Source organism: Halomonas sp. NYA30, assembly GCF_976980765.1.
The window spans coordinates 2,585,115-2,604,747 of record NZ_OZ334477.1 but is presented as its reverse complement, the minus strand read 5'-3'; the positions used below and the strand labels follow the sequence as shown (position 1 = coordinate 2,604,747).

Genomic DNA, 19,633 nt, shown 5'->3' with positions numbered 1-19,633 from the left:
CCTAGGGAGTTAGCCCAAGGGAGTTGGCTTTGGCGGAGGTGGAGAAAGTGCGCTTTCTAACGTGTATCTTCTTCTAGCCAGGTCAGCGTGGCGAGCGCCTCTTCTCGGTGCTCGCCACACACGCTGGCATCAAAGTTAAAACGTTCGCAAACCTTGGGGCGGCTCGGGTCACCAAATAGACGACACAGGTTGTATTCATCTAGCTGAACACAGCGTACCCCTGCCGGCTTGCCTTCTGGCATGCCGGGGATAGCAGAGCTAATCGAAGGCGCGATGCAGCAGGCGCCACACCCCGCACGACATCCTTCGCTCATAGCGCAGCACTTGGTGAAAACATAGCAATCGCGCCCTTGTTGATACCCTCGAACGCCTGAATGCGTGTGACTTGACCGCTCTGTGTGGCGACTTCCCGTGCCAGCCAGGCCGCAATATTTTCTACCGTGGTTGGCCCGGGCAGCACGGTACACAACGACGGTGGCAAGGTAATGGAAAAATCCCCCTGGGCAGCTCGGTAGCGGCAGGTAAGGGTTTCACTATTGCGAGCCGCGATATCTGCTTCTTCAAGAAGGTAGCGATTATTCAGCCATGCCGCCCACTGTTGCTCAAGCAGGGTTTGGCGCGCTTCCTGCTGCCAGATATACAGTCGTGAACGGTGGCCATGGGCAATGCGTTGGCAATTTCCTGCGTGCCGCTTCAGGCCGTGGCTGTAGCCGTATGCGGCGCCGTCGTTGGGTTCATCGCTAAGTGTTAGGGAAACCCGATCAACATTTTCAGGACGCTGCTCGGTCAGTTGGTGGCTTAAATGTTCAGCGACCATTTCAAGCGTAATAGCTTGCCAGGGAAGCAGGGTGAATGCCTCTTCCGGCCCGCGTACTTCCATTGGGTAGGGCGTCGTGGTACGGACGCATAACCCTTCAGGGCACTCGGAGACACTGATACCTGATGCCTCGGTGGGGACCAGTAGGGTATGGTCCAGCCCGCTGTCCAGGGTACGCTTAATCCACGGCTTCACTTCACCAAAATCGAACAGCATGCCGTCTTCACCCAGCTCGCCCTCCAGCACCGCGTCTACCTGCCAGCTACAGCCGACCAAGCCGCGCTTGGCGCACCAAAGCGAGATGTCGATATGGGTCAGTTGTTGAACGAATAAAGCCATTAATCAAAACCTGCTAATTTGTGCATTTGCAGCGAAAGACGCCATTGTGGATTAGCCATACAGTAAGCGGTCGTCTCAGCAACGGTTGTCTTGTCCTGGTGGAGGGGAGCAAGATCCATCGGCTGTAAAAAAAAGTGCTGAAAGTCCAAGCTTGAAAACTGCTCCGGGGGCGCATCAGCCTGGGGGTAAACGAGCTTTAATTCGTCGCCATGGGTAACGACCAAGGGATTGTTGCCCTTGGGGCTGACGCACAGCCAGTCAATGCCAGGGGGTGGCGCCAGCGTGCCGTTGGTTTCGACGGCTACCTCAAACCCATGGCGGTGCAGCGTGGCAATCAATGTCTCGTCAAGCTGCAGCAAAGGCTCACCACCGGTAAACACGACATAGGGTGTTGCCTTGGGCTTTTCACCACCGCTTTGGGCAGGCCAAAGGGCTGCAATGTGCTCGGCAAGGGCCTCGGCAGTGGCAAACTTTCCGCCGTTGATACCGTTAGTACCAATAAAATCGGTATCGCAAAACGTGCACTTAGCCGTTGTACGATCCACTTCGCGGCCCGACCACAGGTTGCAGCCGCTAAAACGACAAAAAACGCTTGCTCTTCCGGCCTGGGCGCCTTCCCCCTGCAGGGTATAAAACGCTTCTTTAACTTGGTACATCAGCGTTGTCCTGCGGTGTCTGGGGTATATGCCAATGGGTCTGTCACCCCGTTAGCGGCAAAGGCGGCTAGTCGTTCGCGGCAGCTACCGCAAACGCCGCAGGCTAGTTCTCGGCCTTCGTAACACGTCCAGGTGTGGCGGTAGTCCAAGCCCATGGCCAAGCCCTCACGCAGGATCTCTGCCTTGCTTGAAGAAAGGTAAGGCGCGTGGAGCGTGACGGGCTCGAAGTTGGCAATGCCTGCGACGTGGTTCATGGCCTCAACGAACTCGGGGCGGCAGTCCGGGTACAATATGTGATCGCCGCTATGGGCGCCGTAATCGACTCGCTCTGCGCCAATATTGACCGCTTTGGCAATCGCCAAAGAGAGTAAAATCATATTGCGATTAGGCACCACCGTAGCGCGTAAATTGTCCGCGGCGTAGTCGCCGTGGGGCATCGCTTGGTCTGGGTTGGTCAGCGCTGAATTATCAATCAGACCGTGGATGGCGCGAATATCGACCACCTGGTGGGGCACGCCAAGCGTGGCGCAGACCTGACGAGCAGTGTCGAGTTCACGAGCATGCCGCTGGCCATAGTCAAACGAGAGCGCGTGGACGGTAAGTCCTTCGCGCAGCGCGCGGTGAAGCACGGTAAAAGAGTCCATTCCACCGGAATAGATAACGACAGTCGTGGCGCTATCAGCGGCCACAGGGGGTATTGATGACATGAGAAAACACTCGTTGTCGGAGAATTTATTGATCGCGAGCAGCAATTTGCTGGCGCGGCGTTCCGGGGTCCGGTCCGGAAAGGCGGCAGTTTACGCAATAGCGGCTAATCTGACCAGTTCTAGCGCATATTGGGGTAATTGCGGCATGGGCGGGCAGCATTAATATCAACATGCTACGCTAATCATCCACGTTGTTAGAGGGCAACCAATGGCTACCATTGAACACAGTGAAATTGTTAACGCTCCCCCCGAAAAGGTGTTCGAGTTACTGCGTCGCGTCGAGGATTTTGCTGATTACTCGGATCTAATCCGCTCCATCGACACATTGGGAGAGAACCGCTATCGATGGCACGTGCGCGCTGTCGGTATGGATTGGGCGTTTGATGTCATGGTCACCGAAGTTCAACCGCCCCATGTGCTTGCCTGGGAGTCGCTGGATGGGGTTAAAAACCAGGGGCGATACCGTCTTCGCGAAGTGCCGGAAGGGACTGAAGTGGCGCTGACGCTAAGCTATGAAATTCGCAACCGCCTAATGGAAAAGGCCGTTAACAAAGCGGCCAAGCCGCTGGTGGGAAAAGTCAGCCGGCAAATTCTTGACCGCGTTGAAGCGCGTTTAAACGGTTAGGGCGCTGCTTTTTAACGGCGCACCCAACGAGTGGTTGCCGAGGTTAGTGAGGCTTATGCATTGAAGCGTCCAGATGATCAACAACTTCGGCCCAATCGGCATCTTCATCCACGGCTTCTTTTAGAAACGCCGCTTGACCCTCGTTCCAGCAGGGTGCCTCTGCCAATGGCATTGACTCGGGGAGCGGGGCATTGCGCTTAATGAAGCGCTCGATGGAATCAGCATCAGACGCAAGGCCCAGCTGCTCAAACAGTTCACTGAAATGATGTACTGGCTTTTCCATAATTTATTGTTCCTTCAAACTGTTAGGTTACCCTTCTACACCATAGACGGAATCTCAAGGTATGCCAGCGCTGCGCAAATTCCGCTACGTTATCGTTCGCCGATCAGTGGTGTTAAAAAGCGCTGGCGCTGATCTTCTAATGAGATCGGCTGGGCCAGTAAGTGAGCCAGTTTGGTGAATGCTGCTTCCGGTGTCATGTCGTCGCCCGCCAGAATGCCTGCATCGCTCAGGCCGTGGCCAGCAGCGTAAGCGCCCAGTTGGATGCTCCCTTGCGGGCACTGGCTAATGGCGGCCAGTAGCTTGCCCTCTCCACTGGCTCTGGCCAGCACGTCCAGCAAGTGTGGGTCGTCGGGCAGGTTCCCTGCGCCCCAGAGCTGGAGTAACGCGCCTTTAACGCGCGAATCACCTAGCCACGTCTCAAGCTGCCAGGCTGTGATGCCAGGCCAGAGCATGATACGAACCACTTCCCCTTGATTAATCAAACGGTAGTCGGGCAGTTCAAAGCGTGGTGCTCCCCGTTGTTGCAGGGCCAGCCCACGACTGGGGTAATAAACGAAATCGTCGCCCACCCGTTCGCCGAGCAAGGGGTAGTTGGGGCTTGCAAAGGCATTGAGCGCTTCGCTGTGCTGTTTTATGGCGCGGACACCGCGAAGCAACTGCCCGGCAAAGTAAATAGCTACTTCTTGTAGCTCGGGCTTGGCGGCGAACTGCAGCGCGCCGTGCAGATTATCTAGTGCATCACTGCCGGGAGCTTCCAGCGGGCGCATGGCCCCCGTCACGATCACCGGGCGATCTAAACCTTGTAGCTGATAGGCAAGGCTAGCAGCAGTCCAACTGAGGGTGTCGGTGCCGTGAATGATGACAAAGCCTGCGTAGACCGTTAATTGGCTGCTAACATCGCGTGCAAGCTGCTGCCAAGTAAGCGGCGTAGCGGCGCTTGAGTCAATTAAGGTCGAATAGCTAACGACGTCATAGGCTGGAAGGGACTGCTGGTGAGCAAGCGGAAGCTGAGCAAGGGCCTTGGTCATTCGAGTGGCAAAGTCGCCACCGGGAGCAAGCCCATTGGCATGCTGTTGCATGCCAATCGTGCCCCCCGTGTAAATGACCAAGATGCGCTCTTGGGAAGCGCTGCTGCTAGCTAGCGGGGAGTAGGGGGGCATAGGCATCTCCTGGGCCTGTTACGATACTGGGAAATCATTATGAGCGTGTAATGCGCTCTACCAAAAGTCCACCACTCTGGTCATCTAGACGCTGATTACGTCCAGCCAGCAATGCAAAGCCACAGCATACGGTAAGCAGGGCGATTAACAGCCAGGCGATATGCGAGATGTTAGCGCCCGATTGAAGCATCACCCCGACGCCGAAAGGTCCTAGCGCTGCCAATGTATAACCACCGCCTTGAACTAGACCAGAAAGCTGCCCTGCAAGACGTGAGTTGGCTGTACGTAACACTAACAAACTGAGCGCTAAGCTAAAGCTGCCACCTTGACCGATGCCAAGGAGGGCCGCGCCGGGCCATTTCCATATTAATGGTGCGATAAGCAGCATCCACAGCCCCGCGGCCGTACTGAATAGCACCAGTAATAAAGCGGGACGTTGGTCCCGCCCCAGACGTGCTAGCCAAGGTGCGCCTAGCGCGGAGGCTAGTTGACACATAATCGAAACCGCCATGGTCCAGCCTGCATCGGCCTCGTTATAGCCGCGAGCAACTAATAAGGTGGGCAGCCAGCCAAAAACGATATAAGCCATGGAGGACTGAATACCCATAAACAGCATAACGTGCCAGGTAAGCGGCTGCTTAAGCAGTCGTAAAAGGCCACTTTTAGGCGGATTGAGCGTGTTCGATTGCAGTGAGCGTGGCATTTGAAAGTGCCATAAAACAAGCGCAAACAGTGCCAGTAGTGCCCAGCTCATTAAGCTTGCCTGCCAACTGCCGAGCAGCTGTGTTAGCGGTACGCTAAATCCGGCCCCTAAGGCGCCACCCAAGCAGAGTGCCATGGTATATAAGCCGGTGAGCAGGTCGGCACTCTGGGGCAGTTCGCGTTTTACCAAGGCGGGTAGTAGGGTGCCGCCAATGCCTATTGCGCCCCCCGCCATTGCAGAACCGACGAATAACACGCCGGGAAGCGGTAAGCCACGCAAAATAAGACCTGCTGCGAGAAGAATCAGCGCCGCACTCAGTGCGCGTTCACTGCCTATGCGTTTGGCAAGTGCAGGGGCTAGCGGTGCGGAGAGGCCTAAAAAGAGCACGGGAAGCGTGGTCAGTAGTCCCGCGGCAGTGGCTGAGAGACCCGCACTCTCTTGTAAGCGCGTCAGCAAAGGGGCAACTGAGGACATGGCAGGGCGTAAATTTAGCCCTACCACGACCATCAGCAGAATAAAGGTAATTGAACGACGGGATGCCATATCGATGCTTATTTCACGCCAACGTTTATTTAAGGTGAGGGCGCAAGTCTCCGCGAACAGCATCGAGTAGCGTGATGAAATGATAATCCTGTGAGGAGTCCAGGCTATCTACTCTAACGTTAGTGCGCATGCCTTTATCCATTAGCAGCTGGTCAAATATTTCTAACGTGAGCTTGCGTGCAGGCTTATCGCCTGGGGCCATAATGCCGTCTTCCAGGGTAAACGTTTCCAGCAGGGTGACACGCACACGGGTACTGTTACCTTCACTCAGTACGCGGCGCACAAACAACCACCCTTCGCAGGGCAGTGCATGGTTATCATCGCGTTGGCGTAAAAAAATCGTGCGGTAACAAGCGCCTTCAACAGATGCCTTTTCAGCCATGCTGCGGTAAGCCTGAGACACTTGATTCGCTGAGGCTCGAGCGTCCTCTAAACGCTGCACAATTCCTTGATGCTCACGGCTGAGCTGCTCTTGACGTTGAAATGTCAGCCATTGGCGGTAATCGGCCATAAGTTGAGAAGACGCCATAATCACTCCATGAATAAGGGGTTCATGCCTAACGGCTTAAAATAGCTGCTCAATATAGGAGGGGGAATATGCAAAGGCGACACCTTCGCATATTCCTGCCTATCAGGCTAGCGGCGGGCGCGACGTTTGCGTTCGCCACTAGTATTTGCGCTCTGGCCTTCGGGTTTGCGTTTGGCGCGAGGCTGGCGTTGATTGCGGCGACCATTCTCGATGGGCTCAGGTTTTATACTTGGGTCAGGCTCAAAGCCGGGTTCTATATGCTTGGGCAACGTCTGTTTAATCAGCCGTTCAATATTTCCCAGCAGCGCGTCCTCATCGACACATACCAGCGAGACGGCTTCGCCATTACTGCCTGCGCGTCCGGTACGCCCAATACGGTGCACATAATCTTCCGCCACGTTGGGTAGATCAAAGTTGACCACATGGGGCAGCTCGTTGATATCGAGGCCTCGGGCGGCGATATCAGTAGCCACTAATACTTGCAGGTCGCCACTTTTAAACGCTGTTAACGCGCGAGTACGTGCGCCTTGGCTTTTATTGCCGTGGATCGCCATCGAAGGAATATCTTGCTTAGAGAGCTGCTCAGCCAAGCGGTTGGCACCATGTTTGGTTCGCGTGAACACCAATACTTGGAACCAGCCATTTTGCTGAATTAAGTGGGCCAGCAGCTCGCGTTTTTTCTCGCGATCTACGCGGTAAATGGCCTGTTCAATTTTCTCCGCGGTGGTATTGCGCGGCGCTACTTCAATCATCGCTGGGTTGTCCAGCAACTGTTGAGCCAGGGTTTGAATCTCATTCGAGAACGTTGCCGAGAACAACAGGTTTTGACGCTTTTTAGGGACTAGGCGCAGGAGTCGTTTGATGTCGTGGATGAAGCCCATATCAAGCATACGGTCAGCTTCATCCAGGACTAAGATCTCAACGGACGAAAGATCTACATGGCCCTGCTGGTGAAGATCAAGAAGGCGCCCTGGTGTGGCGACAAGTACATCTAACCCAGCTTTAAGCGCATCGATTTGAGGCTGTTGACCGACACCGCCAAAGATAATGTGCGAGCGTAATGCTAAATGTTGGCCATAGGTGGTGACGCTTTCGCCTACTTGGGCGGCGAGTTCACGGGTTGGGGTTAATACCAAGGCGCGAACCTGACGTTTGCCCGGTCGCTTGCCTGTGTTTAAGCGTTGCAACATGGGCAGTGTGAAACCGGCGGTTTTGCCTGTGCCGGTTTGGGCGCTGGCTAACATGTCGCGACCTTCTAGCACGACAGGGATAGCTTGTCGCTGTATCGGGGTAGGGACGGTGTAACCTTGCGCTGTGACAGCGCGTAATAAATCGGCGTGCAGGCCAAGTTCAGAAAAGCTCATGCGTTCTCCGCAATCACCTAGTGAGTTAATACCGGTAAGTGGTTGTTGTCACTAGATGTAATGTTCAAAAAGCGAGGTTGATTGACCTTCGCGGCAGCGAAGTGTGCCAGATATCTCAGCATGCCGCGATGGTCGTTAGTTAGCCGTGGATGACCGTGAAAGGAGACGTGAAGATTACAGCGCTAAGAAATGCTGAGACTGATGTGCACGGGCACACCAGAAAACTTACGTATCAGTAATTAGCCGAGCAGTGTACCACGAATATACGATGCCAGCCTGTTTAGCTGTCTCGTGTCAGTGGTGAATGCTGGGCATGAAGAGGGATTAAACGAGCTAATGTCGCGGGCGGTAATTGCAGCTGGGCAAGCTCGCCAGGTGTTAACGCAAAAAATTGCTCGGGTGTGTGTACGCCTAGCTGAAATAGCTGTTGTGCCGTTGCCGGCCCCAGCCCATCAAGGGCGAGTAGTCGGCGTGCAAAGAGAGAAATAAACCGATTTTTTTGTTTGTTATCGAGCTCGGCACTGGCGGTTTGATAGTAATTCCCCGCGTGCAGAGTAATAAATTGCTCAATACGCTCAAGCGCGGCTAGTGTTGACGCGTCGAGCGAGTGAATGGCTAACTGATCGAGTAGGGCGTCGTGACTATGCAGGGCTGTTTCAAGGGTTGCGAGTGGTGCCTCTCCCTCCAGCAGGGATGTCACTGTCTGCATTAACGCATTGACCGCCTCGCGCAGTTGTTCAGCGGGCAATTCAGCAGTGTTGTTCGTTTCATCTATCATAAGAACATCCCTGATAAGGCTGATATTTAGCGTAGTTCAGCAAACCACGGTTAGTAAGCCTTACATTAATTAAAATAATGGCCTTGGCGTATTTCATTGGCGATAAGCTCGGCGGCTTGATCCCAGCTTTCGCTCAGCGCGCGCACAAGCGCTGGGTAGCCATCTTTTTCAAGCGGTGTCTCCGAGTAGAAATTCTCCATTACCAACAGTTCGCCAGCACCGTTGACTAATTGCCATTGGCCACTTGCAACGGCGACACCATCATAACGGCCTTGGAATTGATCAACAGTAAGGCGCAGGGTCAATGCGTCAGCGGGCTCGCCCTCTGCGCGCATTACCCTGAGTGTGGGCATTGCTTGCGATAAATTGGCGCGCATGCGGCGCTCTAACTGCCTATTCAATCCTTCCGCCCACTGATGTTCACGTGCAGCGTTCAGCGTAATGTCGTCCAGTTGCATCACTATGCCGTCTACATCTAGGTAGTGGGCCAGCCGAGGCGCGCTCAGGACGAGCGTACCCTCGGGCTGGTTTGTGGTGCTGCTTATTTGGTCGGTCGGCAGCATATAGCGCGCAGGAGGGGCGACACTGCTGGCACAAGCCGATACCAGTGCGCAGACCATTACTAGCAGTAAACACTTGATCCATTTCGTCATACTTGTTCCTATCAGCATGGAGGCCTCCTTAATCACGTGGCGCGCGCGGGATGGGGTCCTGGGCATCCAGGTTGTCAAACAGCAGAGCCCTAGGGTTGTCGTTAAGCGTGCGGGTAAGTGGCTGCAAATCACGCATTAAGCGATCCAGTCGTTCGATTGCTGTAGTGAGCTCTTGGTAAGCGGGCGATGACGGAGACAGCCCTTCCAGCGTGCTACGCAGTTCCTCAAGAGTCCCGTTTAGATTGCCACCAATAGCCTGGGTCTCAGGGTCGTTCAGCAGCTGATTGATGGAAGTGCTTACTTCACGCACTTCATTAAGTACGCTCTCGGAGGCCTGCAAGTTGCGATCCAAGCCAGCGAGTAGCGGTTCAACCTCAAGGCTGTTCAATTTCTCAAGCAAATCGGTCACTTGTGCTTGAATCTGCGCAAACCCGCCCGCCACGGTAGGGAATACGTCGCGCTCAGAGAATCGTTCGGCGACATACTCGTCGGCGAGGTCACGCTGGAAGTTTAAGTCGACAAACAGTGCGCCTGTCAGCAGGTTGCCACTTTTGAGTGACGCGCGTAGCCCCAGGCCAAACATGCGGTCAAAACGAGCTTGCCACTCTTCTAGATTAATATCGCTATTTTCAATACCCAGACGTTGCGGCTCAATCCTGATCAAGACAGGAATTGCAAAGCGCGCGCGCGAGTCAGGCTGAGGAGCGGTAAAGTTCCAGGGTACCGCGGCAACAGTGCCCATTCGCACCCCGCGAAATTCCACAGGGGCTCCTTTGGATAGACCGCGAACCGTTTCATCTACGAGTAGTACATACTCTAAATAACGATTAAAGGTTCCTTCTCGTGCAGCATCTTCATCGGCATAAAGGGTGAAGCGGGTATTGGCTTCGACTGGCTGCCCCATGGGTAGGTCTTCAGGTACGCCAAACGTAACGCCGCCGCCGAGTAATGCTTCAATGGATTCGACGTTAACGCGTACACCATCAGCACCTAAACGAAAATCGATACCACTAGAGGTCCAAAAACGTGTGCTGTCGGTCACTAAGTCGGTATACGGCTCTTCAATAAATACCTGATGCTGCATAGTGCGTGAATCAGGTTCAAAGCTATTTTCTTCAATGCGTCCCACGGTGTAGCCCTGATAGGAAACCGGGTCGCCAACGCGAAGAGAGTTTCCCAATTGGCTGGTTAGGCTTAGGCGCAGGCCTGCCTGCCCGGCCGGGGCGACGGGAGGGATGTCGCTAACAGGAAACTCGCGTCTTGGTGCTTCTTCTGTGCCGGGCTCAAGCTGAATGTAAGCGCCGGATAGTACGGTACCCAAGCCACTAATCCCTTCACGTCCAATGCGCGGTTTAACCACCCAGAAGCGACTATCTTCGCGCAGCATATCCTCGACTTCCGGCTGGATGCGGGCGGTTAATACCGCATGAGAGAGATCATCGGATAGACGCACACTCTGAACACGGCCAACCTCAACGTTGCGGCTGCGGATCAGTGTATTGCCCGCCTCGATGCCCTCTGCATTATCCATGGTAAGCGTGACTTGGGTGCCGCGACTGGAATAGTTGTCATATACCAGCCATAAGCCAATCGCGATGGCGACGATAGGCACTACCCAAATAGGCGAAAGGCGCGTTTGACGCGATGTCTTAGCCTTATTTAAATCCTGTTCGCTGGTGGAGTCAGCATTAGCCTGGTTGGAAGTAGGCGGAGTTGTTTCATTAGCCATCAACAGGTTCCTTGGTGGCCGTTTTACGGCGAAGAAGAAAGTGGCGAAAAGCGTTTCTATGGGGAGGTGAGTTATCCCATATTAAGCGTGGGTCAAATGTCATTGCCGCCAACATGGTTAACACAACCACAGAGCCGAAGGCGAGTGCAGCGGGACCTGGTGTAATCGACATTAATGATCCTGCACGGATTAGCGCCACCAAAATAGCGACCACAAACACATCGACCATCGACCAGCGGCCGATAAATTCCGTTAAGCGATAAAGCCGAGTACGGCTTTGGGCATTCAAGACACTGCTGCGTCTAACGACTAGGCAAAGCCAGGTTAAGGCAACTAATTTGCCGACGGGTACGATAACGCTAGCAATGAAAATGACGGCTGCAATTGGCCAGGAGCCCATCTGTATCAGTTGAACGACGCCGCCTATGATGGTTGACGGGGAAGAGCTGCCCAGGCTTGTGGTGGTCATAATCGGGTAAACGTTAGCAGGAATGTACATAATCGCTGAGGCGCCCAGCAGTGCCCATGTGCGCTGCAAACTATTCGGTAACCGCTGGTGAAGCTTTTCATGGCAGCGAATGCAATATCCTCGTCCTTGTGGCGATAGGCGATTAATAAGCCCGCAGGTGGGGCACCCAGTTAACCCTTGGCCAGCGGCAGGAATTCCAGTTTGAGTGCCGTCTGGGGCCAAGGGTTCTCCCTCTAGCGAGAACCACATCCAATCTGCGTCGATAGATTGAGTGGTCATCAGTAGTAATAGTGCAAACACGCAAAATGCCCAAAAGGATATGCCTAGATCAACATCGGCTAGGCCAGCTATTTTGATCAGGCTTACTAGAGCGCCAATAATAAATACATCGGCCATCATCCAGGGCGTTAAGTGCGCTAATGTGCGGGCAATATCCCGGCTATAGGGCATGGGATGATTGCGCAGAAGACCAAACTGAAGCCAAAGTACACCGAATAAGTAGACGGCTGGCAGTACCACAATCGTCATTATGATGGCGATGGCGACGATAGGCTGATGAAAGCCAATCAACGTGGTGGCCGTCTGAGTCAGCTCAATACGGTTACTAACACCGCTAACCGTAAAGCTAATAAAGGGAAATGACACCGCTACTATCAGCGCGATCAGTGATGCGATGGCCAATGCCATACTCCGCTGTGCTGGGTAGCGGTGGCGTGTGACTAACACATGAGAGCAGCGCGGGCAGCTGGCTTTTTCACCAGAGCTGAGTGGTGGGAGCGCCGAGACCCAGTCACATTCATGACAGGCACGCAAACGCCGTCGCTGAGTTCTTACCTCAGGTGGCGAGCGGTCAACGAGCGGTGTGTTGACCGGTAATGTGCGGCGCTTGGTTAATCTTTGTGAGGGCAAAAACCAAAACTCTCAGTGCGAATCCCTAGCTAAGCTACTAGGATATGGCGAATTAAGCTGTTAATTGAACATTATAGCAAGCCTATGTGGCTGAAATAATGTTCAAAAACATAGACAAGCCGCTTGACCATGGCATCAGTTTAGACAACGATGCTGCGGCGCAATGGCGAGTGGCAGCGGATGAACAGCACTGCCGTTTGCTTCTCTGCCAGGATAGCTCCTCAGCAAGAGGTCGCAACGTGATAGTTAGCGTTGCTAGTAAAATCATCTTAGCGCCCTCGCTATGAAGTGGCACTAAGATACAAAACATTGAAATTAGTGCCGATCATTATGCCATGAAGGAAATGAAATGTTGCTTCCCACATTAGCGGTTGTGTTTGGTTTGATCTTATTGGTTTGGAGTGCCGAAAAATTTATTGATGGCGCTGCAGCAACATCGCGTTGGCTTGGGCTTTCGCCGCTGTTGATTGGGATGCTTGTCATCGGTTTTGGTACCTCGGCCCCTGAAATGATGGTATCAGTGCTGGCGGCAATAGATGGTAACCCAGGGCTGGCGGTAGGTAATGCTTACGGCTCTAATATTGCCAATATCGGCTTGATACTGGGGCTGATAGCGCTTATTTCGCCATTAGCTGTTCATTCCAGCGTTATCCGTAAAGAAATGCCAATACTTATGCTGGTCATGCTGGCGACTGGTTTAATGCTACTGGACGGTTTTGTAGCACGCTGGGAAGCCGTCTGTCTTTTACTGGCATTAGTGGCTTTTATCGTTGTTAGCATTATTCGCTCACGTAGTCAGCCTGACGACGCAATCGTATCTGAAGTAGCTGAGACCCTGGATAGCAAGCCGATGTCCCGGGGTAAATCCATTATGTGGACCCTGGTAGGGCTGCTGTTTTTAATCGCTAGTTCACGTCTGTTGGTTTGGGGGGCGGTTGAAATTGCGGTTCGCTTCGGTGTCAGTGATTTGATTATTGGTCTAACCGTCGTCGCTATTGGTACCTCGCTGCCGGAACTTGCCTCTTCTATCAGCGCTCTGCGTCGGAAAGAACACGACATGGTGTTGGGCAACGTGGTCGGTTCTAACCTGTTTAATAGCTTGGCGGTCGTTGGCCTGGCGGGGGTCATTGCCCCCATTGAAGCAGGTCGGGAAGTATTGGTGCGCGACTGGAGCGTGATGACCGGTATGACACTGCTGATGATTCTATTTGCGTTTTCTTGGCGTGGCCGCACGCGGCGTATTAATCGCTTGGAAGGTGGGATATTGCTGGCGCTTTTTATCGCGTACACCGGCTATATGGTAAGCGTCGTGATTATGTCTCGTTAGACGTATGTTCCTAATAGCGCAGCGCTATGGTGCTTGGTGCGTCAATGCGACCCATCTTGGGTGTTAGGCTGTCAATGTATGATGGTGACTTAATGTATAATATGTTTAAAAAATTAACATAGTTAAGAAATAAGCTTAGTGCTTATAACTAAAAGTGCGCTGCCCTTAAGGCTCAACTAAGCTTGTGTTAACTCGTTGATGGAATATCGATTCAGGCCTTAGGAGAGTGAAATGGAACTTGATCCGCTCGTATTATCGCGATTGCAATTTGCATTCGTTGTGTCGTTTCACGCGATCTTCCCCGTGTTTACTATTGGACTGGCGTCCTACATTGCGCTGCTTCATGGCCTATTCTTTAAGACCAACAATCCAGCTTGGGATCGTCTCTCGCTTTTCTGGACAAAGGTGTTCGCCGTTGTCTTTGGGATGGGAGTCGTGTCCGGGATTGTGATGTCGTTTCAGTTTGGTACTAACTGGAGCAATTTTTCCCTAGCTTCTTCTAACTTCCTCGGACCCATGCTGAGCTATGAGGTGGTGACAGCTTTCTTTCTGGAAGCCGCTTTCTTAGGCGTGCTCTTGTTTGGTCGAGGTAAGGTGCCTCAAGGGGTGCATCTGTTTGCCTCTATTATGGTAGCGATTGGGACGTTCATTTCGGCTTTTTGGATTTTATCTGCCAACAGTTGGTTGCATACACCAGCAGGCGTTGAGCTGATTGACTTTCGCTTCCATGTTACCTCTTGGCGCGAGGCAATCTTTAACCCGTCATTCCCTTACCGTTTCTTGCATATGGCCGTTGCCTCTTTCTTAACAGGCGGCTTTGTGGTGGCGGGGGTTAGCGCATGGTTCTTGTTACGTGATCGCGACCCGGAGGCAAACCGCCGTGCACTTTCGATGTGCCTTTGGTTGTTGCTTTTTTTAGCCCCTACACAAGCGGTTATTGGCGATTTTCACGGTTTGAATACCTTGGAGCACCAGCCGACCAAGGTTGCTGCGATGGAAGGTCATTGGGAGACCTCTACCAATGTGCCATTGCTTCTTTTTGCCATTCCTGACCAGGAGGCCCAGACCAATCACTTTGCGTTTGGTATTCCTAATCTAGCAAGCCTCATTCTTACTCACTCACCTGACGGGGAGATTCCTGGCATCAGTGAAGCGCCACCGGAAGAGCAACCGCCTGTCATCATTGTGTTCTGGGCATTCCGTGTAATGGTGGGGATTGGTCTGTTGATGATAGCGGTAGCGTTCGCAGGACTGATCCTGCGCCGCAAGGGGCGTGTTTATGAACAGCCACTGTTTTTAAAGACACTCACTGGCATGATTGCGATGCCTTTTGTCGCTGTATTGGCGGGTTGGATTGTCACTGAATCAGGTCGGTCTCCGTGGTTGGTTTACGGCATGATGACCCATGAAGAAGGGCTGACGCCTTCATTGACGGGTCCAATGGCGTTATTCACTTTGATTGGTTATGTCTTAGTCTACGGCGTAGTGTTTTATACGGGTGTGTATTACCTCACTCGGGTCGTGCGCAACGGCATGTTACCTGAGGAGCAGGACTCTACGACTGATAATCACTTCAAGCGACCGATGCGGCCTATGTCGGCTGCCCATACCCCCTATGATGACGACGTTGAACCGGTGAGGAGCTAAACATGGAAATGTTTGATTTAACGTTGATCTGGGCCTTTATCATCGGCTTCGGCATTATGATGTACGTGCTCATGGATGGATTTGATTTGGGTCTGGGGATTCTTTATCCCTTTGCACCTGATGAAGATGCTCGGGATGTGATGATGAATTCGGTGGCGCCAATATGGGATGGCAACGAAACATGGCTGGTGCTAAGTGGTGCAGGGTTGTTAGGCGCATTTCCGCTGGTTTATTCGGTGTTTTTGCCAGCTTTATACATTGGTGTTTTCTTGATGTTGGCTGGGTTGATCTTCCGAGGTGTTGCTTTCGAGCTTCGCTTTAAGTCCAGGCGTAATCGGCACTGGTGGAACCGCGCGTTTTGCTGGGGGTCGGCGATCGCTGCCTTTGCGCAAGGTGCCGTGGTAGGTGCTTATATTCAAGGTTTCCCGGTTGAGGATTTCGCCTATGTGGGCGGGGCATTTGATTGGCTGACGCCTTTTTCTGTATTAACCGGCCTTGGCTTAATGGCAGGCTACGCGCTACTTGGAGCTACTTGGCTGATACTTAAATCAGAAGGCCATATTCAAGACTGGGCCTATAAAATTACCCCTATGCTATTGGCGCTTGTGCTAGGGGTTTTCGCGATTATCAGTATTTGGACGCCGTTCGTTAACCCAATGGTGTGGGAGCGCTGGTTTGGCAATCTGCAATTGATCTGGATATTCCCTGCGCTGGCATTGCTATCGGCGTTTATGGTTTATCGTTCGGTTAAGCGTCGGGACGAAGGTATTCCTTTTATCGCCACCATCGGTATTTATCTATTTACCTATTTAGGTTTGATTGTCAGTAAATGGCCGGTCATTGTGCCCCCGAACTATACGTTGTGGGATGCAGCTTCAGCCCCAGAATCGCAGCTTTTCTTATTGATTGGCATGCTCTTCGTTATCCCCATCATCCTTGCGTACACTTCTTGGACGTATTGGGTGTTCCGCGGCAAGGTGCGTGTAGGCGAGGGATACCACTAAGCGGATGGTAACTGATGAGGCGTTCTCCCTTACGCCGCGCAGCTGGCTGAAAACGCTGGCGAGGGGAGAGCGCAAACGTCTGCTGGGCTCTGCTCTTTGCGGTGTGCTGGCCGGCAGTCAAACGGTTGTGGTAGTCGTTGGCTTGGCGTGGCTGATTGATCAACTGATTGTGCATGATCGTTTACCCATTGATCTGTTGCCGGTATTTGCCCTGCTGGTGGGTAGCGTGCTGTTACGTGCAGCCTTTCAGTGGGGCCATGAGACCTTGAGCCTGGAGGCAAGCTTGCGAATCCGTCAGCGCGCCAGGGCTCAGCTGTTGGATAAATTGTCCGCGCTAGGGCCGATTTGGCTGACCAGCCAACATAGCGGCTCTCTAGCCAGTCAGGTGGTTGAGCACATTGATACGTTGGAAGGCTATTTTGCACGCTTTTATCCGCAACTGAGAATTACGCTTTATTTACCGCTATTAATAGTGGCGGTGGTGGGGTGGCTGGACTATTTGGTAGCACTGTTTTTGCTGCTTTCTGCCCCGCTTATACCCCTTTTTATGGCGCTGGTGGGTATGGGCGCTGAACGTCTTAATCGTGATCAATTCGTTGCCGTCTCACGTCTTTCAGCCCACTTTATTGACCGTGTGCGCGGTATGACCACGCTGCAACTGTTTGGGCGGACGTCAGCTGCCCAGCAGGATGTCTGGCATGCCACTGATAGTTATCGGCGTCTTAGTATGCGTACTTTGCGCCTGGCCTTCCTTTCCTCCGCGGTACTTGAGTTTTTTTCCTCGGTAGCGATTGCCGTTGTGGCCATGTATGTGGGCTTCGGACTGCTGGGTTATATCGAGTATGGGCCTTCATCGTCACTCACGCTTTTTTCAGGCTTAGCAGTGCTATTGCTGGCTCCTGAGTTTTTCCAGCCTTTGCGCACGCTGTCTCAGCATTACCATGACCGTGCGGCGGCGCTGGGGGCTGCTGAAAGCGTGGTGAGTATACTCAATCAACCCTCCTTTGTGAGTGAGCGTGACTCTATACCGCCGTTATCGGCGTCATCGGTAATTGAGTTAACGACCGTTAGCGTTGCTTATCCCGTACGTGGGCACGTCATTGGCCCTATTAATCTTACGATTAAACAGGGAGAGGTGGTGGCGATTAGCGGAGCCTCGGGCAGTGGGAAATCGACCCTGCTGGCGTTGCTTGCAGGCTTTATTGCCCCAAGTTCAGGTGAGTATCGCCGTCAAGACAATAGCCAATACGCTTGGTTAGATCAGCAGCCTTGCCTCTTGCATGGCAGCTTGATTGATAATCTTTGTTTAGCGTCACCTCGCGCTTCCCGTGAAGAAATGGTGGCTGCGCTTCAGCGAGCAGGTTTTGGGTCTCTTTTAACCCAGCTGCCTGATGGCCTGGATACGCTAATTGGTGAACGCGGAGTCGGGTTGTCAGGTGGGCAGGCCCAGCGCCTTGCTCTTGCGCGCGTATATCTCAGCAATGCTCCGCTAGTGCTGTTGGATGAGCCTACAGCGAGCTTAGATCAGGAGACTGAGCAGTTCGTTATGTCGGCTTTGCTTGAGCTTGCCCAGCAGGGACGCACTCTGGTGATAGCGACTCACCATCCAGAGGTGATTGCCGTTGCCCAGCGCCACTTTGCTTTTAATAAGGGCGAGTTGGTAGAGGCAATCCTATGAGTTCCATTTTTCGAGACTTCCTTCCCTGGCTGCAGCTGTTAGTGCGACGGCGTCAGCGCTTTTTGGTGGGTGCTTTGCTGGTTTGGGTCACTCTTATCGCTGGGCTTGCCCTGCTGGGTTTGTCGGGCTGGTTTATTACGGCCAGTGCCCTGGCCGGTATCGCCTTAGCGCTGGGTATTCCTGCGCGACTCGATGTTTATGTTCCCGGTGGCGGCATTCGTTTCTTCGCCTTGGCACGTACTATTGCGCGTTATATTGAGCGGCTCTATAACCATAATACGGTGTTAACGCTGCTTGCTGACTTGCGTTATCGCGTGTTTGGCTATTTAACGCGGCTAGACGATGCTCGTTTGCATGGTAAGCGTGCCAGTGACTGGCTTAGCCGGTTAACGGCGGATATCGATACCCTGGATAATTTATACCTGCGCCTTTTAGTGCCACCGTTAGTGACGCTGCTTGGCATGGTGGCTGTGTCGCTTTTTGTGGCTATTTGGTTGCCCAGCGTTGCCTTGCTGATGGCGGTGACATTGGGCTTGCTCTGGTTGCTGGTGACTCTCTTTGCTGCTACCTGGGGATTTTCGCAAAGCTATCAGCAGGTAGTGGATCAGCAGTCCTTGCGCCGCCTAGTGGTTGATCAAGTGCAGGCCTCGGCTGAGCTGATGAGTTATCAAACTACCCAGTGGCACCGGACGCTTATCGCTAGCCAAGAAAAGCAGGCGTTCAGTAATCAGCGCCGTTTAGGTCGCAAGACAGCGTTGTTAAACTGCTTGGTGAGTGCCGTTAGTGGTTTGATGGTGTTGGCAGTACTGTGGCTGGCCAGCTTGATATTTAGCCAGCAGCTGGTGACGGGGCCTATTGTAGTCATGGCGGTATTGATTGCATTGGGGGTGAACGAAGCCTACCTGACGCTGCCCGCTAGTTTTGTGAAGCTGGGCGCGAGCTACGCGGCGGTGCGCCGGTTAAATGAGTTCACCGGTGAGCCACCGTCGGCTGTCTCCGCGGTTACGCTACCTAATGATGTTGGTTTAAGCATTCAGGCGAATCAGTTCTCTCTTCATTATGCGCAAACATTAGAGCCCGCGTTAAGTCGTATTGATTTTCAGCTGCCCGCTGGAAAGCGAGCGGTGATTACCGGTAACTCCGGGGCCGGTAAATCGTCTTTAGCCAGTGTGTTGGTGGGACGTTTAAGAGCCACGCAGGGTGAGGTGATGGTAGGCGGCGTGCCAGCGTGGCAACTCTCGGAGGAGAGCCGTGCCAAACACTTCGCCATACTCACTCAGCAAGTGGATCTGTTTGATGCTTCTTTAGCCGAGAACTTGCGTATTGCCAGCCCCGCCGCTAGCGATAACATGCTTTGGGACGTATTGAGTGACGTTGCCTTGGATAGCTGGGTTGAACAGCTGCCGAAAGGCTTAGCTACGGCGGTGGGCGAGAAAGGCCAGCAGCTTTCGGGTGGTCAGGGTAGGCGTTTGGCATTGGCCCGCCTGATGCTATGCAACCCGCAACTAGTGATTCTTGATGAGCCATTTGCGGGCGTTGATGCCAAAACGGCACAGCATGTCGCTGCTTCACTTGATAAATGGCTTGTTAATCGCACGGCTATTTTCTTTGTCCATCAAATTAGTTCGCTGAACCTATTGCCTGGCGTCGAGTACCACTGGCATCTAGATGCCGGTAAACTTAGCCAATGCTTGAGTGAATAATTAGTTAATA

At 53.1% G+C, this 19,633-nt stretch carries 19 protein-coding genes; 6 read left to right on the top strand and 13 right to left on the bottom strand.

Annotated features, from left to right (window positions below; all coding sequences use genetic code 11):
- Positions 1-56 precede the first annotated feature (56 nt).
- From ACWI0H_RS12080 to queC, 4 genes are read right to left on the bottom strand one after another with little or no spacing between them, the layout of a single operon-like run.
- Positions 57-314 carry a YkgJ family cysteine cluster protein gene (locus tag ACWI0H_RS12080; protein ID WP_101145414.1) on the bottom strand — a complete coding sequence of 86 codons (258 nt, stop codon included), beginning with the start codon at positions 312-314 and terminating at the stop codon, positions 57-59.
- Positions 311-1,156, bottom strand: a complete 846-nt coding sequence (locus ACWI0H_RS12075) for a 6-pyruvoyl trahydropterin synthase family protein (RefSeq protein ID WP_101145413.1) — start codon at positions 1,154-1,156, stop codon at positions 311-313. Before ACWI0H_RS12075 ends, ACWI0H_RS12080 begins: the two co-directional genes overlap by 4 nt.
- Positions 1,156-1,812 (bottom strand): 7-carboxy-7-deazaguanine synthase, encoded by a 657-nt coding sequence (gene queE, locus ACWI0H_RS12070; RefSeq protein ID WP_101145412.1) that lies wholly within the window; start codon positions 1,810-1,812, stop codon positions 1,156-1,158. Before queE ends, ACWI0H_RS12075 begins: the two co-directional genes overlap by 1 nt.
- Complete coding sequence (gene queC / locus ACWI0H_RS12065; protein WP_485873559.1) at positions 1,812-2,519, bottom strand: 7-cyano-7-deazaguanine synthase QueC; 708 nt, start codon at positions 2,517-2,519, stop codon at positions 1,812-1,814. Before queC ends, queE begins: the two co-directional genes overlap by 1 nt.
- Before the next feature lie 208 nt (positions 2,520-2,727).
- On the opposite strand from queC, the gene ACWI0H_RS12060 reads away from it, so the two are divergent.
- Positions 2,728-3,144 carry an SRPBCC family protein gene (locus tag ACWI0H_RS12060; RefSeq protein WP_101145410.1) on the top strand — a complete coding sequence of 139 codons (417 nt, stop codon included), beginning with the start codon at positions 2,728-2,730 and terminating at the stop codon, positions 3,142-3,144.
- A 43-nt stretch (positions 3,145-3,187) separates the two neighbouring features.
- Here ACWI0H_RS12060 and ACWI0H_RS12055 read toward each other — a convergent pair whose 3' ends face one another.
- From ACWI0H_RS12055 to ACWI0H_RS12015, 9 genes are all read right to left on the bottom strand, one after another.
- The gene (locus ACWI0H_RS12055) at positions 3,188-3,427 is read right to left on the bottom strand and encodes a DUF2789 domain-containing protein (protein ID WP_101145409.1); all 240 of its coding nucleotides are present in this window, start codon (positions 3,425-3,427) and stop codon (positions 3,188-3,190) included.
- Positions 3,428-3,516: 89 nt separating this feature from the next.
- On the bottom strand, positions 3,517-4,587 hold the full coding sequence (locus ACWI0H_RS12050) for an asparaginase (RefSeq protein ID WP_232774573.1): 1,071 nt from the start codon (positions 4,585-4,587) through the stop codon (positions 3,517-3,519).
- 37 nt (positions 4,588-4,624) lie between these two features.
- Positions 4,625-5,833, bottom strand: a complete 1,209-nt coding sequence (locus ACWI0H_RS12045) for an MFS transporter (RefSeq protein WP_101145430.1) — start codon at positions 5,831-5,833, stop codon at positions 4,625-4,627.
- Between the two features lie 25 nt (positions 5,834-5,858).
- Positions 5,859-6,362 (bottom strand): hypothetical protein, encoded by a 504-nt coding sequence (locus ACWI0H_RS12040; RefSeq protein WP_008956259.1) that lies wholly within the window; start codon positions 6,360-6,362, stop codon positions 5,859-5,861.
- A gap of 107 nt (positions 6,363-6,469) precedes the next feature.
- Positions 6,470-7,726: a DEAD/DEAH box helicase gene (locus ACWI0H_RS12035; RefSeq protein ID WP_101145407.1), complete on the bottom strand. Its 1,257-nt coding sequence runs from the start codon at positions 7,724-7,726 to the stop codon at positions 6,470-6,472.
- A gap of 280 nt (positions 7,727-8,006) precedes the next feature.
- Positions 8,007-8,504 carry a hypothetical protein gene (locus ACWI0H_RS12030; protein ID WP_101145406.1) on the bottom strand — a complete coding sequence of 166 codons (498 nt, stop codon included), beginning with the start codon at positions 8,502-8,504 and terminating at the stop codon, positions 8,007-8,009.
- Between the two features lie 65 nt (positions 8,505-8,569).
- A complete protein-coding gene (locus ACWI0H_RS12025; RefSeq protein ID WP_232774571.1) occupies positions 8,570-9,175 on the bottom strand; it encodes a PqiC family protein in 606 nt (201 codons plus the stop codon).
- 10 nt (positions 9,176-9,185) lie between these two features.
- Positions 9,186-10,886 carry an intermembrane transport protein PqiB gene (gene pqiB / locus ACWI0H_RS12020; RefSeq protein ID WP_101145405.1) on the bottom strand — a complete coding sequence of 567 codons (1,701 nt, stop codon included), beginning with the start codon at positions 10,884-10,886 and terminating at the stop codon, positions 9,186-9,188.
- Positions 10,879-12,264: a paraquat-inducible protein A gene (locus tag ACWI0H_RS12015; protein WP_101145404.1), complete on the bottom strand. Its 1,386-nt coding sequence runs from the start codon at positions 12,262-12,264 to the stop codon at positions 10,879-10,881. The genes pqiB and ACWI0H_RS12015 overlap by 8 nt, the downstream gene beginning before the upstream one ends.
- Positions 12,265-12,613: 349 nt before the next feature.
- Here ACWI0H_RS12015 and ACWI0H_RS12010 point away from each other — a divergent pair, with 349 nt between their 5' ends.
- The 5 genes from ACWI0H_RS12010 (at position 12,614) to cydC (ending at position 19,623) form a co-directional block, all read left to right on the top strand.
- Positions 12,614-13,591 carry a calcium/sodium antiporter gene (locus ACWI0H_RS12010; protein WP_101145403.1) on the top strand — a complete coding sequence of 326 codons (978 nt, stop codon included), beginning with the start codon at positions 12,614-12,616 and terminating at the stop codon, positions 13,589-13,591.
- 231 nt (positions 13,592-13,822) lie between these two features.
- Positions 13,823-15,238 carry a cytochrome ubiquinol oxidase subunit I gene (locus tag ACWI0H_RS12005; protein WP_008956266.1) on the top strand — a complete coding sequence of 472 codons (1,416 nt, stop codon included), beginning with the start codon at positions 13,823-13,825 and terminating at the stop codon, positions 15,236-15,238.
- A 2-nt stretch (positions 15,239-15,240) separates the two neighbouring features.
- Positions 15,241-16,242, top strand: coding sequence for a cytochrome d ubiquinol oxidase subunit II (gene cydB / locus ACWI0H_RS12000; protein WP_101145402.1), 1,002 nt, complete (start codon positions 15,241-15,243; stop codon positions 16,240-16,242).
- A 4-nt stretch (positions 16,243-16,246) separates the two neighbouring features.
- A complete protein-coding gene (cydD, locus tag ACWI0H_RS11995; RefSeq protein WP_008956268.1) occupies positions 16,247-17,920 on the top strand; it encodes a thiol reductant ABC exporter subunit CydD in 1,674 nt (557 codons plus the stop codon).
- Positions 17,917-19,623 (top strand): thiol reductant ABC exporter subunit CydC, encoded by a 1,707-nt coding sequence (cydC, locus tag ACWI0H_RS11990; protein WP_008956269.1) that lies wholly within the window; start codon positions 17,917-17,919, stop codon positions 19,621-19,623. The genes cydD and cydC overlap by 4 nt, the downstream gene beginning before the upstream one ends.
- The last annotated feature ends 10 nt before the right edge of the window (positions 19,624-19,633 follow it).

Bases quoted from the DNA above. Each gene is read 5' to 3' on its own strand.
- ACWI0H_RS12080 (WP_101145414.1), bottom strand. From the start codon at position 314: ATGAGCGAAGGATGTCGTGCGGGGTGTGGCGCCTGCTGCATCGCGCCT.
- ACWI0H_RS12075 (WP_101145413.1), bottom strand. From the start codon at position 1,156: ATGGCTTTATTCGTTCAACAACTGACCCATATCGACATCTCGCTTTGG.
- queE (WP_101145412.1), bottom strand. From the start codon at position 1,812: ATGTACCAAGTTAAAGAAGCGTTTTATACCCTGCAGGGGGAAGGCGCC.
- queC (WP_485873559.1), bottom strand. From the start codon at position 2,519: ATGTCATCAATACCCCCTGTGGCCGCTGATAGCGCCACGACTGTCGTT.
- ACWI0H_RS12060 (WP_101145410.1), top strand. From the start codon at position 2,728: ATGGCTACCATTGAACACAGTGAAATTGTTAACGCTCCCCCCGAAAAG.
- ACWI0H_RS12055 (WP_101145409.1), bottom strand. From the start codon at position 3,427: ATGGAAAAGCCAGTACATCATTTCAGTGAACTGTTTGAGCAGCTGGGC.
- ACWI0H_RS12050 (WP_232774573.1), bottom strand. From the start codon at position 4,587: ATGCCCCCCTACTCCCCGCTAGCTAGCAGCAGCGCTTCCCAAGAGCGC.
- ACWI0H_RS12045 (WP_101145430.1), bottom strand. From the start codon at position 5,833: ATGGCATCCCGTCGTTCAATTACCTTTATTCTGCTGATGGTCGTGGTA.
- ACWI0H_RS12040 (WP_008956259.1), bottom strand. From the start codon at position 6,362: ATGGCGTCTTCTCAACTTATGGCCGATTACCGCCAATGGCTGACATTT.
- ACWI0H_RS12035 (WP_101145407.1), bottom strand. From the start codon at position 7,726: ATGAGCTTTTCTGAACTTGGCCTGCACGCCGATTTATTACGCGCTGTC.
- ACWI0H_RS12030 (WP_101145406.1), bottom strand. From the start codon at position 8,504: ATGATAGATGAAACGAACAACACTGCTGAATTGCCCGCTGAACAACTG.
- ACWI0H_RS12025 (WP_232774571.1), bottom strand. From the start codon at position 9,175: ATGCTGATAGGAACAAGTATGACGAAATGGATCAAGTGTTTACTGCTA.
- pqiB (WP_101145405.1), bottom strand. From the start codon at position 10,886: ATGGCTAATGAAACAACTCCGCCTACTTCCAACCAGGCTAATGCTGAC.
- ACWI0H_RS12010 (WP_101145403.1), top strand. From the start codon at position 12,614: ATGTTGCTTCCCACATTAGCGGTTGTGTTTGGTTTGATCTTATTGGTT.
- ACWI0H_RS12005 (WP_008956266.1), top strand. From the start codon at position 13,823: ATGGAACTTGATCCGCTCGTATTATCGCGATTGCAATTTGCATTCGTT.
- cydB (WP_101145402.1), top strand. From the start codon at position 15,241: ATGGAAATGTTTGATTTAACGTTGATCTGGGCCTTTATCATCGGCTTC.
- cydD (WP_008956268.1), top strand. From the start codon at position 16,247: ATGGTAACTGATGAGGCGTTCTCCCTTACGCCGCGCAGCTGGCTGAAA.
- cydC (WP_008956269.1), top strand. From the start codon at position 17,917: ATGAGTTCCATTTTTCGAGACTTCCTTCCCTGGCTGCAGCTGTTAGTG.